Origin of the sequence: Breoghania sp. JC706, assembly GCF_037026715.1 — a bacterium.
In the GTDB taxonomy this organism is placed as follows: Bacteria; Pseudomonadota; Alphaproteobacteria; order Rhizobiales; family Stappiaceae; genus Breoghania.
Genome location: NZ_JBANCG010000001.1, coordinates 225987 through 240191, shown reverse-complemented (window position 1 = coordinate 240191; position 14205 = coordinate 225987). Strand labels below are relative to the sequence as shown.

The 14205-nt window shown below is 65.9% G+C and carries 12 protein-coding genes; 2 read left to right on the top strand and 10 right to left on the bottom strand.

Annotated elements, in window-relative coordinates; all coding sequences use genetic code 11:
- Window positions 1-103: 103 nt before the first annotated feature.
- The 7 genes from lpxC to murC form a co-directional block, all read right to left on the bottom strand.
- Window positions 104-1042 (bottom strand): UDP-3-O-acyl-N-acetylglucosamine deacetylase, encoded by a 939-nt coding sequence (lpxC, locus tag V2L18_RS01050; protein WP_336175829.1) that lies wholly within the window; start codon window positions 1040-1042, stop codon window positions 104-106.
- 679 nt (window positions 1043-1721) lie between these two features.
- Window positions 1722-3506, bottom strand: a complete 1785-nt coding sequence (ftsZ, locus tag V2L18_RS01045; protein WP_336175828.1) for a cell division protein FtsZ — start codon at window positions 3504-3506, stop codon at window positions 1722-1724.
- A gap of 184 nt (window positions 3507-3690) precedes the next feature.
- Window positions 3691-5001 carry a cell division protein FtsA gene (ftsA, locus tag V2L18_RS01040; RefSeq protein WP_336175826.1) on the bottom strand — a complete coding sequence of 437 codons (1311 nt, stop codon included), beginning with the start codon at window positions 4999-5001 and terminating at the stop codon, window positions 3691-3693.
- A complete protein-coding gene (locus V2L18_RS01035; RefSeq protein ID WP_336175825.1) occupies window positions 5001-5909 on the bottom strand; it encodes a cell division protein FtsQ/DivIB in 909 nt (302 codons plus the stop codon). Before V2L18_RS01035 ends, ftsA begins: the two co-directional genes overlap by 1 nt.
- Window positions 5897-6820, bottom strand: a complete 924-nt coding sequence (locus V2L18_RS01030; protein WP_336175824.1) for a D-alanine--D-alanine ligase — start codon at window positions 6818-6820, stop codon at window positions 5897-5899. Before V2L18_RS01030 ends, V2L18_RS01035 begins: the two co-directional genes overlap by 13 nt.
- 240 nt (window positions 6821-7060) lie before the next feature.
- A complete protein-coding gene (gene murB / locus V2L18_RS01025; protein WP_336175822.1) occupies window positions 7061-8023 on the bottom strand; it encodes a UDP-N-acetylmuramate dehydrogenase in 963 nt (320 codons plus the stop codon).
- On the bottom strand, window positions 8020-9453 hold the full coding sequence (gene murC, locus V2L18_RS01020) for a UDP-N-acetylmuramate--L-alanine ligase (protein ID WP_336175821.1): 1434 nt from the start codon (window positions 9451-9453) through the stop codon (window positions 8020-8022). Before murC ends, murB begins: the two co-directional genes overlap by 4 nt.
- A 232-nt stretch (window positions 9454-9685) precedes the next feature.
- Between murC and V2L18_RS01015 the strand changes: the two genes are divergently transcribed.
- Both V2L18_RS01015 and V2L18_RS01010 read left to right on the top strand, forming a co-directional pair.
- Window positions 9686-9874, top strand: a complete 189-nt coding sequence (locus V2L18_RS01015; protein WP_336175819.1) for a hypothetical protein — start codon at window positions 9686-9688, stop codon at window positions 9872-9874.
- Window positions 9875-9878: 4 nt separating this feature from the next.
- Entirely contained in the window at window positions 9879-10280 is a 402-nt protein-coding gene (locus V2L18_RS01010) for a type II toxin-antitoxin system death-on-curing family toxin (protein ID WP_336175818.1), read from the top strand.
- 99 nt (window positions 10281-10379) lie between these two features.
- Here the strand turns inward: V2L18_RS01010 and murG are convergent, their stop codons facing one another.
- The 3 genes from murG to murD all read right to left on the bottom strand — a co-directional run bounded on the left by murG (window position 10380) and on the right by murD (window position 14172).
- On the bottom strand, window positions 10380-11489 hold the full coding sequence (murG, locus tag V2L18_RS01005; RefSeq protein WP_336176367.1) for an undecaprenyldiphospho-muramoylpentapeptide beta-N-acetylglucosaminyltransferase: 1110 nt from the start codon (window positions 11487-11489) through the stop codon (window positions 10380-10382).
- Between the two features lie 53 nt (window positions 11490-11542).
- The gene (gene ftsW / locus V2L18_RS01000) at window positions 11543-12709 is read right to left on the bottom strand and encodes a putative lipid II flippase FtsW (protein ID WP_336175817.1); all 1167 of its coding nucleotides are present in this window, start codon (window positions 12707-12709) and stop codon (window positions 11543-11545) included.
- 77 nt (window positions 12710-12786) lie between these two features.
- Window positions 12787-14172 (bottom strand): UDP-N-acetylmuramoyl-L-alanine--D-glutamate ligase, encoded by a 1386-nt coding sequence (gene murD / locus V2L18_RS00995; RefSeq protein ID WP_336175816.1) that lies wholly within the window; start codon window positions 14170-14172, stop codon window positions 12787-12789.
- Between the last annotated feature and the right edge of the window lie 33 nt (window positions 14173-14205).

Genomic DNA, 14205 nt, shown 5'->3' with positions numbered 1-14205 from the left:
TCGGCCCGCCACCCTTCGCCAACACGCGTCGAGCGCCGCACGTCGTGCATGCGACTTGGCCCGGCTTTGCAACTTTTTTGTGGCGATTGCGCCGGATCGCCGTTCAGGCGACTTCCGGGCAGTAGGCGGGGACGGCGATCTCGCCGGAAAAATCGACCGGAGCGGCCTCACGCTGCGGACGGCCGACGACCAGCTCGTACGCATCCTCGTCGGCAAACAGCGCGACGAGCATGGCGTGGTTCATCTTGTGGCCGGGCTTGTAGGAGCGGTACTCGCCGAGAATCGGATAGCCGGCGAGGCTCAGGTCGCCCACCGCATCCAGCGTCTTGTGGCGCACGAATTCGTCCGGCCAGCGCGTGCCTTCCGGATTCAGAACACGGTCGTCGGCGATTGCCACGGAGTTCTCCAGCGAGGAGCCCTTGGCAAAGCCCATCGCCCACAGCTTCTCCACGTCGGAGACCTTGCCGAAAGTGCGCGCGCGGGCAAGCTCGGTGCGGAACACGTCCGGGGTCAGGTCGGAGACGAAGCGCTGGCGGCCGATCAGCGGCGTGTCGAAATCGATGGTCACGTCGAAGCGCGTGCCGGCATAGGGACGCAGCTCGCTCACCGCACCGTTCATCTCGATGCGGACCGGCTTCAGAACACGGATATAGCGGCGCGGCGCGGTCTGGGTGATGGTGCCGACCTGATCGATGGCATCGACGAACTGGGCCGAGCTGCCGTCCATGACCGGCACCTCGTTCGCGTCCACTTCCACGACCACATTGTCGATGCCGAGGCCGCGCAACGCCGCCATAAGGTGTTCGATCGTGCCGATCGCCTCGCGATCGCGGCCGATGACGGTGCACAGCGCGGTCGCGGAAACCTGCGACCAGTGCGCCTTGATTTCGTTTTCGGTGCCGGGAGCGATAAAGGTGATGCCGTTGTCGGCCGGGGCGGGATGAAGCGTCATCGAAACGGGAGCACCGGAATGAACCCCCAGACCGTCAAGCGTCACGCGCCCGGCCAGAGTTTTCTGCCTGTCGTTGCGAAATCCCGTCATTCTTCTGTCCTCAAGCGGCCACATCGGCCGAGTGCCCCGTTGGGGCCTGGCGGCCCCGGCTGATCGCGTCATCCGTCCGGCTCAGCGTAGGTCGCGAGCGCCGGATGCGTGACCGCAAGCCACGGCAGGACCGCGACTTCGCGAGGGACACTACCCGCAGGGGCGGAAAGGCAGAAATAAAGCTTTATTACGCATTGTAACGGTTCCCAAACCTTCCGCTCCGAAGGCGGGCGCAATCCGCTCCACTCCCGATTGACCGGATATTTGCCGTGATCGGGCAAAATGCAAGGAATGCCTTTGGTTCGGGGCGCCCAATACCGCCCTCCCCCGGCTTTCCCCTCGCACTGTTACAATGCGCGATCAGCCGCCGATCCCCGTGATGGCGGGGATGTGCAGAGCGTGGAAAAGAGGAACTCGCAAGGGCTAGGCTGTTGATGAAGCGGCCGGAATGGGCGCTGGCGACGGGCATATCCGATTCGGCATTCGCCCCCCACCCGACGGGACCTGCCGTCGATCGCATTGCGCTGCTTGCTCCCCTCTCCCCCCTTGAGGGGGAGAAAGGAACAAGCCGCGACGTCACGGATTCCCTCCCATTCCGAAAATCCCTCCCCCAAAACGACAAACGGCCCGGCAAATGCCGGGCCGCTGCCACGAGGAAGTCGAGGAAGTATCTGCGTCGTCAGTTGGCCTGACGGCGCAGGAAGGCCGGGATTTCCAGCTGGTCATCCTCGGTCTGCTGACGGGCCTGGGGGGCAGGCCGGCCATGCGGGTCGAGACGCCCGGCGGCAGCCTGCTGGGCGGGCCGCTTGGCGTACTCATTGTAGGCGGGCTGCGGTGCCGGCTGGGCCGGCATCGGCTGCGGGGCCGCCTGACGGGCCGCGGGCTGCGGCTCGTGGGCATGGGCCTCGTGCCCGAATTCTTCATGCTCGTCGCGACGGCCGAGGCCGGAGGCCAGACGGCGCAGCAGGCTCATCGGCCGGCGGTCGTCCTCGTCCTCGTAGCCATGGCCGTGGGCCGGGGCCTGCGCCTGCTCGTGCTCTTCCGCCGCAACGCCCATCGACTGGCGGATCTCGGCGTGAACGATCGGCGGGAAATCCTCGATCTCCGGCATGCGGCGGCCCGTCACCGCTTCCGCGGTGGGCGGGATGTACGGTTCGGCCGCGGGCTCGTCGACCGGCGCGGGGGCTGCCGGAACCTCGTCGAAGTCGAGCGGCATTTCACGCTGGGAGACGACGCCCGGATTCGGCTGATAGGCCTCGATGGTCACGTCCGGGTCGGAGGCGACCGGGGTGGGACGGTGATGGGCGAGTTCCGCTTCCAGCGCATCTTCCGCGATCGCGGCCGGGGCCGGGGCCGGCTTCGGCGTGAACGCGGGCGCCTGCGAGGAAACCGGCTGGGAGATCTTCTCCTGCTTCTTCGGCTCCGGGTAGCTCACCGCCTTCAGCCGCTCGGTCAGAACCGACATACGGGTTTCGGCGGGAGAGACGTCGTCGCGAAACTCGCGGTCGATACCGGTGGCGACGACAGAGACGCGGACTGTGCCCTCCAGGCTCTCGTCGAAGGTGGCGCCCATGATGATGTTGGCGTCCTCGTCGACTTCCTCGCGAATGCGGGTCGCCGCCTCGTCCACCTCGAACAGCGTCATGTCGCGGCCGCCGGTGATCGAGATCAGCAGGCCCTTGGCGCCCTTCATCGAGGTCTCGTCGAGCAGCGGATTGGCGATCGCGGCCTCGGCGGCCAGCATGGCGCGGTTCTCGCCGGAGGACTCGCCCGTGCCCATCATCGCCTTGCCCATGCCGCGCATGATCGAGCGCACATCGGCGAAGTCGAGGTTGATGAGGCCTTCCTTCACCATCAGGTCGGTGACGCAGGCCACACCCGAATAGAGCACCTGGTCGGCCATCGCGAAGGCGTCGGCGAAGGTGGTCTGTTCGTTCGCGATGCGGAACAGGTTCTGGTTCGGAATGACGATCAGCGTGTCAACCGACTGCTGCAGCTCCTGAATGCCGTGCTCGGCAAGGCGCATGCGGCGCTGACCCTCGAAGTGGAACGGCTTGGTGACGACGCCCACCGTCAGGATGCCCTGCTCACGGGCCGCCCGGGCGATGACCGGAGCCGCACCCGTGCCCGTGCCGCCGCCCATGCCGCCGGTGATGAACACCATGTGCGCACCGGCAAGGTGGTCGTTGATCTCGTCCAGCACCTCTTCGGCCGCCGCGCGGCCGACTTCCGGCTGCGAACCGGCGCCGAGGCCTTCCGTCACCGCCACGCCCATCTGCACGACGCGGTCGGATTGGGAGAGCGTCAGGGCCTGCGCGTCGGTGTTGGCGACGACGAAGTCGCACCCCTGCAGGCCGGCCTGGATCATGTTGTTGACGGCGTTTCCGCCTGCGCCGCCGACGCCGAAGACCGTGATTCTCGGCTTCAGCTCCGTGATATCGGGAATCTGGAGATTGATGGTCATGACTTCCTCGTAATCCTTGGCACGCCCGCTTGCGGGCGCTCCGGCTTCCTCGTCCTCGTTACCGGCTGTCGCCGGCGTCTCGCTTCAGCACCCGCCGCTTCCTCGACGGCGGAGGCTGCCGCCCCCTTGCCTTGCTCCAGAGCATTCCTGTCGTTCAGGCGAACCCGACGGCCCGGAAGGCGCTCTAGAAACTCTCCCGGATCCACCGGCCGACACGGCCGAAATACCCGGTTCCGGTCATCCGCCACTGGCGGCGATCCGGCTCGAACTGTTCGATCTGCGCGACCTGCGGATAGATCAGAAGACCGACCGAGGCCGCAAAGGCCGGTCCCTTCGCCGCTTCCGGCAGGCCGACGATGCCAAGCGGCCGGCCGAGGCGCACATTGCGCCCCATCACCCGGCGCGCCTGTTCGGCCATGCCGTTCAACTGGCTGGCGCCGCCGGTGAGCACCACGCGCTTGCCGACCTGGCCGGCAAACCCGGATGCGTTCAGCCTGTCGCGCACCAGCTCCAGGATTTCTTCCACGCGCGGCCGGATGATCTTCGTCAGCACCGACCGCGGCACCTGTTGCGGCATGTCGCTGTCATCGACCGGCGGCACGGAAATCAGATCCAGATCGTCGCCACCGCCCGGCAGCGTGTTGCCGTAAAGCGTCTTGATGCGTTCCGCATCGCGCAGCCGGGTCGAAAGACCGCGCGCGATGTCCATCGTCACGTGATGGCCACCCACCGCGATCGCATCGACATGCACCGCCTGGCCTTCCACGAAGACCGCCAGCGTCGTCGTGCCGCCACCCATGTCGATGCAGGCGACGCCGAGTTCGGCCTCGTCGTCGACCAGCGTCGCAAGGCCGCTGGCATAGGGGGTCGCGACCATCGTCTCCACCTTCAGGTGGCCGCGATTGACGCAGAGTTCCAGGTTGCGGAGCGGCGGAAATTCGGCCGTGACCACATGCATGTCGACGCCGAGCTTGCGGCCGATCATGGCGCGCGGATCGCGGATACCGCGATTGCCGTCGAGCGTGTAGGAAATCGGCAGCGCATGCACGATGGCGCGGTCGTTGACCGCGAAGTGCTCGCCGCCGGCCGCCAGCACGCGCTGGATGTCGGCCTCGCTCACCGCGTCGCCGGCAAGCGGCACGCTGGCGCAGAAGATTTCGGAGGCAAGCCGGCCGCAGGTCGTGTTGACGATCAGCGATTCAACCGTCACCCCGGCCATGCGCTCGGCGCTGTCCACCGCCTGGCGCACCGCCTGCTCGGCAAGATCGAGATCGACGACGACGCCGGACTTGATGCCGCGGGCGCGCTGGTAGCCGTAGCCCAGCACCTCCACCGCGTGGGTGCGGCCGGGCAGCACGTCGCTGTCCTCGTGCGGCGTCAGCTTGGCGATCAGGCAGCACACCTTGGTCGAGCCCAGGTCGAGCACCGAGACGATGACCGAGCGGCGCGTCGGCAGCGGCTTCATCCGCGGGAGATAGGGAGAGGCAGCAGGCATTACGTATCCGCTCCCTTGCGCGAGACCGAGACTTCGGGCCGGTTTCCGCCCCGGTTGAGCTTCGCATCCTTGGCGAGCTTGACCACGATGCGGTCCTTGAGCCTGAGGTCGACGGCGGTGATGTCGCGGGACAGGAGCCCCTTTTCCTGGTCGAGCCGCACGAGGTAGCGCATCGCATCCTCGGCGCCCTCCTCCGGCAGCCGGACCGTGATGTTGTTTTCCAGAACGAGGTTCCAGCGGCGCTCGGCGATCAGCACCAGCGCGCGGACCCGCGAGCGCAGTTCCGGCACCGCGTCGAGTTCGGCGAGGATCTGCGGCGCCTGCTTCTGCGCGCCGTGGCCGACGACCAGCGGCAGGTTGGCGTAGCGTTCCTTCACTTCGTCGGAGATGACCGTTCCATCGCGATCGATGATCGAGACGACCTTGCCGCGCTGCCACAGCGCGTAAGGCACCCGCTCCTGCAGCGACACCTTCAGCGTGCCCGGATAGAATTTCTGCACCGAAACATCGCGCACCCAGGGATTGCGCTGGAGACGCGCCCGCGCGGCCGCCGCATCGAAGGTGAGCAGCGAGGAACCGTTCGGGATTTCAAGCTCTTCCAGGATCTCGAATTCGGTCGTCTCGCGCTGGCCGGACAGCTGGATTGCCTGGATCGAGAAGCCGGCCTCGGCCGTCAGCGCGTTGGCGGCGGCCTGCGTGTAGCCGCCCAGCACCATGCCGTAGAGTGCGGTGGCGCCCAGGAAACCGAGCGCGCCGGCCGTGCCCACCCAGGGCGGCAGGTGTGCGAGAAAGCCCGCCTCGCGCCACACCGGACGACGATGCAGGCGTGCGACGCCGCGGCCCGGCTTGTCGCCGATCCCTGCCGTCTCGCCCCGCTTGTCGTTCCGACGCTTGATTAGCGCGCGCAACTTGCATCCTCCACCATCCAGCTCACCACGTCCTCGAACGAGTGGCCCGCGTGTCGGGCCATGTCCGGAACCAGGGACGTCGGCGTCATGCCGGGCTGGGTGTTAACTTCCAGGCAAATCAGTTCGCCGGTACCGTGAAGCCTGTCATCGAGGCGGAAATCGGCCCGGGAGACGCCCCGGCACCCGAGTGCCTGATGCGCCTTCAATGTCAATTTCTGTACTTCATGGTAAATATTTGGTGAAATTTCCGCCGGCAGGATGTGTTTTGAACCGCCGGGCGCGTACTTGGCGTCGTAATCGTAGAACTGATGCTGATCGGACACGATGTCGATCACGCCCAGCGCAACATCACCCATTACCGCACAAGTCAATTCGCGGCCCGCTACATAGCGTTCCACCATGATCCGGTCGCCATAGGGCCATTCGGAAGAATAGAGCTGCTGCGGCGGATGTTCCTGGTCCTCGCCGACGATGAGCACGCCGAAGCTGGACCCCTCGTTGACGGGCTTGATCACGTAGGGCGGCTTCATGGCGTGTTCGCGCGCCGCTTCCAGCCGGTCCATGATGCAATGCGGAGCGACCGGCACGCCGGCGGCCTTCATCACCGCCTTGGCGCGGTCCTTGTTCATGGCCAGCGACGACGCCATGACGCCGGAATGGGTGTAGGGAATCTCAAGGATTTCAAGCAGTCCCTGGATGCAGCCGTCTTCTCCGAAGGGACCGTGCAGGGCGTTGAAGGCGACGTCGGGGCGCAAGCTCGTCAGCACCGTGGCAATGTCGCGGCCCACGTCGACGCGGGTCACGCGATAGCCGCGCGCCTCCAGCGCATCGGCGCATTCCTTGCCGGATGCCAGGCTCACCGGCCGTTCCGACGACCACCCGCCCATCAGCACTGCGACATGCTTCGTCATGACCGCACTCAAGCTCCCGTGTTACGCAGCCCCTTGTTCGGGCCTTATCGGGACATGATGCGGTTAAAATTCGTTAGAAAGTGTTAACCTAACCGGGATCTGAACGCGTTTCGTCGATTTTTGTCGTCGATTAATTTTTGTCTCGAATTTCCCTCGAATTTCCTCGCATTTGGCGCAAATGCGAAGACCGTTCGAATAGTCCCGGGCGGGGATAAATTACGAGAATTTTTACCCTGTCCGTTAACCCCGGCCGAGAAACGGTTCGACCGATTTGCCCGGCTCGAACAGGCCGAGCCGCTTGATCTCCCACTCCAGCCGGATGCCGGAATTCTCCAGAACGCGCGCCCTGACCGTCTCGCCGAGCGTCTCCAGATCGAACGCGGTGGCCTCGCCGCGGTTGATCATGAAGTTGCAGTGCATCTCGCTCATCTGGGCATCGCCGATGGCAAGGCCGCGACATCCCGCCGCATCGATCACCTTCCAGGCGGAATTTTCGGTTGGGTTCTTGAAGGTCGAGCCGCCGGTCTTCTCGCGGATCGGCTGTGCCTTCTCGCGATGCTCCGTGACAGCGTCCATTTCAGCCGCAATGGCCTCCGCCTCGCCCGGAACCCCCTCGAAGACGGCGGACGTGAAGATCAGATCGCCCGGCTGGCCGGAGTGACGGTAGGCGTAGTCCATGTCGGCATTGGAAAGCCGGATCACGGTGCCGGAGCGGTCGACCGCGTTGAGCTCCACCATGCGTTCGCGCGTCTCCGCGCCGTGCGCCCCGGCATTCATCCGCAAAGCGCCGCCCACCCCGCCTGGGATGCCGGCATAGAAGGCGAAACCGGAGAGCTTCGCCTGAAGGGCGGCTTGCGCCAACCGTTTGTCGGGCACCGCCGCGCCGACGCGAAGCCGCGTCTCGCCGACCGGTTCCAGATGGCCGAAGCCCTTGCCGGTCAGCCGGACGACGACACCCGGAATGCCGCCGTCGCGGATCAGCAGATTGGAGCCGAGCCCCACCGGCAACACCGGAACCTCTTTCGGCAACACCTTCATGAAGGCAGCAAGGTCGGCCTCGTCGGCCGGCTGGAACAGGAGCTGCGCCGGGCCGCCGACACGCAGCCACGTGACGGGCCCGAGCGGCTGGTTCGCCAGCATCCGGCCGCGAACGTGGGAAAACGCCTCGCGGCCGAGTTCATCGATCAGATCGGGAAAACTCAACGCACCGCCTCCCCGCCGGCGAGCGCCTGAAGCTGGCCGGGCAGCGCATAGGCCCACTGGCTGATGGAACCGGCGCCCAGGCAGACGACGAAATCGCCGGGCTCCGCCACATCCGCGACAAGCGCCGCCAGCGCATCCGGCCCTTCCAGCGCATGCACGTTGCGATGCCCGCGTGCACGGATGCCGGCGACCAGCGCATCGCGATCGACGCCCTCGATGGGCGCTTCGCCGGCCGGATAGACGGGCGCGACGATCACCGTGTCGGCATCGTTGAAGCAGGCGCAGAAATCATCGAACAGGCTCTGCAACCGCGTGTAGCGGTGCGGCTGGACGACGGCGACGACCTTGCCCGAACCGGCCCCCTGAACGCCGGCGCGGGCGGCCGCAAGCACGGCGCGGATCTCCACCGGATGGTGGCCGTAATCGTCAAAGACCGACACCCCGTTCCAGGTGCCCGTCGGCGTGAACCGCCGCTTGACGCCGCTGAAGCCCGCAAGGCCCTTGGCGATCGCCTCAGCCGGAATGCCCAGATGATCGGCAACCGCGATGGCGGCGGTGGCGTTGGAGACGTTGTGCATGCCCGGCATCGGCAGCGAGAGATTTTCAAGCTTAGCGTGACGGCCGGAAATGCGGTCCTGGATGACCACGTCGAAATGGGTCGTACCACCTTCCGGGCGCACATTCTCGAAGCGCACGTCAGCCTGCGGGTTGGCACCGTAGGTGACGATGCGCCGATCCTCGATGCGGCCGACCAGCGCCTGAACTTCCGGATGATCGAGGCACATCACGGCGAAACCGTAGAAGGGCACGTTCTCCACGAACTGCATGAAGGCGGCACGCACGGCTTCGAAATTGCCGTAATGATCGAGGTGCTCGGGATCGATGTTGGTGACGACCGCGATGTCGGCCGGCAGCTTGACGAAGGTGCCGTCGCTCTCGTCCGCCTCCACCACCATCCAGTCGCCCTCGCCGATGCGGGCGTTGGTGCCGTAGGCATTGATGATGCCGCCGTTGATGACGGTCGGATCGAAACCGCCGGCGTCGAGCAGCGCGGAGACCATGGAGGTGGTCGTGGTCTTGCCGTGGGTTCCGCCGATGGCGATGGCCTGCTTGAAGCGCATCAGTTCCGCCAGCATTTCCGCCCGGCGCACCACGGGAAGCGAGCGCTCGCGCGCGGCCACCAGTTCCGGGTTGTCGCGCTTGATGGCGGAGGAGACCACCACCACCCGGGCCTCGCCGAGGTTTTCGGCGGCGTGACCGACATGAACTTCGATGCCCTTGTCGCGCAACCGCTGGACGTTGGCGCTTTCAGAGAGATCCGAGCCTTGCACGCGATAGCCCAGCCGGTTGAGCACTTCCGCGATACCGCTCATGCCGATGCCACCGATGCCGACGAAATGCACCGGCCCGATATCCTGCGGCATTTTCATTTGGAAACTCCTGATTGCGTCTGTTCTGGCGTCTGCGCCCGAAAGTGGGAGCGTTAGCGCAATTCCGTAAGCTTGTCGCCCCCCTCGCGAGGGGCGGTGGATAGTGGAAGATGGCGTAGCGGGTGAGGCCAGCATTTGGCGCATTATTGCTTTGTTGAGTGCGCCGCCATAAATTTAGGATGCGTTCGCTCGGGCGAAGGTCCTTGCCCCAAGATGGATTTCGGAGAACGTCATGTCGCGTAAGAAATTGAACGACGGACCCGATTGGTTGGCTCTGCGTGAGTCCGGGAAGGATTCAAGCGGTCCGTTCGACATCAATCGTCTCATGCAGCAATGCAAAGGCGACAAGCGCGACGCGAAAACGATCGCAGACGAAGACATTAGGCGCTTCGCGAAGACCATCGAGATACTGGGCAAATAGGCCCGTGACCACCCCGATCTGGCTTACCTTCGAAGAAATTCAGGAACTCAGCGAGGTCGTCGGAAGTCATTTTCCCGAGCATCCCGTTCTATTGCCGTCGGCACGGGAAGACGCCCTCGCGAGCGCATTGAGCAGAGCGCCCAACAGGTTTTTCTACGATCAACAAACCGACATTTTGGTCTTTGCGGCGCTCTATATCCAGTCGATCGCAAAGGCTCATGCATTTCTGGATGGAAACAAGCGAATTGCATTTCTGGCGGCAACCTTGTTCCTGCATCGCTATGGCATCCGGCTGAACGAACCCCTTCCCGGTTTCTTCGCGGCGATCGTAATCTCGTTGGTAAAAGATGAGATCTCGGTCGAAGCCGCCGCCGAGATGCTGCAGACGTACGCGGAATTCGAATAGAGCGCTTTCCGACCAAGCGCGTTCGCTTTGTCGACAAGAATATGCTCGGCGCGTCGCTGCCTCCATGTACCAGTTCACCGCAACACCCCAAGCCCCCCCTCAATAAATAGACGCCTTGCCGCCTCCGGCGACGTGCTCCACGAGATCGGCGAGCCGCTTCACCGCATCCGGGCGGCCTTGCGTGTGGGCGGCCGCAGCCGCCGCGATCAGGCGGTCCGGATCGTTCATCAGTTCGCCGAGTTCCTTCGCCATGCGGCGCGCGGTGAGGTCTGCCTGCGGAATGCACCAGGCGCCGCCCGCCTCCTCCAGCACTTCGGCATTGGCGCTCTGGTCCTGGTCGAGCGCATGGGGCAGCGGCACCAGGATCGACGGGCGGCCAATGACCGAAAGCTCGGCCACCGACGAGGCACCGGAGCGGCAGATCACCAGATGGCTGAGCGCGATGCGGGCCGGCATGTCGACGAAGAACGGCGCGATGCTCGCATCCACACCGAGTTCCGCATAGCGCGCGCGCACCCGGTCCATGTCCTCCGGCCGGCACTGCTGGACGAGCGCGAGGCGCTGGCGAAGTGCGGGATCGAGTTCGGCCAGCGCGTCCGGCATCAGATCGGAGAAGAACCGCGCCCCCTGCGAACCGCCGAAGACCAGCAGCCGGAAGGGCTTGTCGAGCGACGGCGGATCGTAGTGCGTCTTCGCGTCTTCGATCACCGCCGGGCGCACCGGATTGCCGGTGTGGCCGGCCTTGGCGGCGAACGGCTCGGCAAGCCGGGTTTCGGCAAAGCTCTGGGCAATGCCGGTGACGAAACGCGCCAGCATGCGGTTCGCCCGCCCCATCACCGCGTTCTGCTCGTGCAGGATCGTCGGAATCCGGAGCACGCGGGCCGCCATCATCGGCGGAAAGGTCGGATAGCCGCCAAAGCCGATGACCACCTGCGGCTTGAGCCGACGCAGGATCATCAGCGACTGAAAGAAGCCGCGGGCCAGCGCCAGCGCCGTTTTCGCAATCGCCGCCGGGCTCTTGCCGCGCAGGGTTTCCGAGGCCACGATGTGGATCTTGCGCGCCGGGAATGACTGGCCGTAGCGGTCGGCGCGCTCGTCGGTGGCGAGTTCCACGATGAAGCCGCGTGCGGCAAGCTCGCCAGCCAGCGCCTGGGCGGGAAACAAGTGACCGCCGGTACCCCCGGCCGTCAGCAGGATCGTCTTTTCCATGGGATCATTCATTCGTTGATCGGATGAGGCCGTCCATCATTCGGCACGCCACCTCACTTGACCGGATCGACCGGCGTGCGCGCCACGCGGCGCACGATGACGGGGGCCGTGCGGCTGGGGCGCGGGCGCTTGCGCGTCAGCGCCAGCACGAAGCCCATCGCCAGCGCGACCGCCAGCATCGACGAGCCGCCATAGGAAATGAAGGGAAGCGTCATGCCCTTGGCCGGCATCATGTTGAGGTTCACCGCCATGTTGATGGCCGACTGGATGCCGAACATCACCATCAGCCCGGCGGTGGCGAGCCGCACGAAGGGATCGGGCTCGCGCCGGGCGTGCGTCAGGCCGCGCAGCACAACGAAGGCGAAGATGGCGAGGAGCACGATGCACAGGATGATGCCGAATTCTTCCGCCGCGACCGCGAAGATGAAATCGGTGTGGCTGTCGGGCAGGATGCGCTTGACGGTGCCCTCGCCCGGGCCGCGGCCGAGCCAACCGCCCTGGACGATGGCCTCGAGCGCGGTGTCGACCTGGTAGGTATCGCCGGAGGCGGGATCGAGGAAGCGGTTGATGCGGGCGGTGACGTGCGGCAGCAGCATGTAGGCGGAGCCGAGGCTCGCGACGCCCAGAAGCCCGAGCACGCCGATCCACACCCACGAAAGCCCCGCCATAAAGAAGAGCGCGCCCCACACCATCAAGAGAAGCATGGTCTGGCCGAAATCCGGCTGGGCGACGAAGAGCGCGGCCACCATGACGAACAGCAGGATGGAGAACAGCCGGCCCGGCACCTCCGGCCGCTTGCCGGCTTCCGACAGCAGGAAGGCGATGAGGATGACGAAGGCCGGCTTGATAAATTCCGAGGGCTGGATGGAAAAGCCGAGAATATCGATCCAGCGCCGGGCGCCCTTCACCTCCACACCGGTGAACAGCACCAGCACCAGCGCCACGAGACAGAGCCCGAAGATGACGAGCGCGGCGCGGCGCACCATGCGCGGGCTGAGCATCGAGGCGCCCAGCATCACCGCCAGCGCGGGAACGAGGTAGATGGCCTGACGCTTGACGAAGAAATAGGGCTCCAGACCGATGCGCTCGGCCAGCGGCGGCGAGCCGGCGAACGACAGCACGACGCCGCCGAGCATCAGGGTGACGAAGCCCGCAAGCATCAGGTGGTCGACCGTCCACAGCCATTCCGAAAAGGCGCTGCGGTCCACGCGGCTGGCCATCTGGTTTCCTCTTCAAGCCGGCCGGGCATCGGCACCCGGCGCTGTCATCTGTCAAAATGCGGTCCGCATCGGCGCCGTCAGGCGACCACGTCCCCGAGCGCGGCAACGGCCTCGCGGAAGACGTTCCCGCGATGTTCGAAACTGGAATACTGATCAAAGCTGGCGCACGCCGGCGACAGCAGCACCACAGGCTCGCCGTGCGGATCGGCCATGGCCGCCCGCGTCGCCTCGCCGAGCGCCGCTTCCAGCGTCCGGCTCATCGTGTGCGGCACGGCATCGCCCAGCGTTGCGGCAAAGCGCTCGGCCGCCTCGCCGATGAGATACGCATGAACGATGCGCGGAAACCAGTCGGTGAGATTGTCGATGCCGTCGGTCTTGGCGCGCCCGCCGGCGATCCAGTAGATGCGATCAAAGGAGCCGAGCGCGCGCTGGGCGGCATCCGCGTTGGTCGCCTTGGAATCGTTGACGAACAGCACCCGGCCGAGCCGGCCGACGATCTCCATGCGGTGCGGCAGGCCGGGGAAGGTGGCAAGGCCGGCCGCGATCGTCTCGGCATCGAGGCCAAGAAGGCGCAGGGCGGCGAACGCGGCGGCGGCGTTCTGCGCGTTGTGGGCGCCGCGCAGGGTGTCGACGCCGGCAAGGTCGGCGACCTTCACCGCGCTGCCTTTCGAAACCTCGTAGAGCTCCGTGCCGACGGCGTGGACGCCGTCTTCCACCGGATGCGTTGCCGAGACGCGGTGCACGCGACCGAGGCCGTCGTCGAGCTGGTCGGCGATGCCGGCGGAGATCGCGTCATCGACGCCGATGACGGCGGAGCGTCCGGCAGCGGCGAGACGGGTCTTGATCGCGACGTAATTGTCCATCGAGCCGTGGCGGTCGAGATGATCGGGAGCGATGTTCATCAGGACGGCGACGTCGGGGGCGAGCCCCGGCGCGAGGTCGATCTGGAATGAGGAGCACTCCACCACGTAGGTCCGGCCCGGAGCGAAGGGATCGAGCGCCAGCACCGGCGTGCCGATATTGCCGCCGAGCTGCGCGTCGCGCCCGGCGTGCTTCAGGATGTGGGCGATCAGCGAGACGGTGGTGGACTTGCCGTTGGTGCCGGTGACCGCGATGAACGGGCAATCGACGGGCCGCAGCCGGCGTTCGCGGGCAAACAATTCCAGATCGCCGATGATCTCGATATTGGCGTCATTGGCGGCGCGCACCGTCCAGTGCGGCTCGGGATGGGTGAGCGGCACGCCGGGGGCGAGGATCAGCGCGTCGAAGACGGACCAGTCGGCCGACGCGAGGTCGACCAGCGGGATGCCGGCGACCGCCGCCTTTTCGCGCGAGCGGGAAGCATCGTCCCAGGCGGAAACGGTCGCGCCGCCGGCCATCAGCGCACGCGCCGTGGCGAGCCCCGAGCCGCCAAGCCCGAACAGCGCCACCGACCTGCCGGCAAATGAAGTGACCTCGATCATCGATCTATCTCGGCTTCCCAGATTTATCTCAGC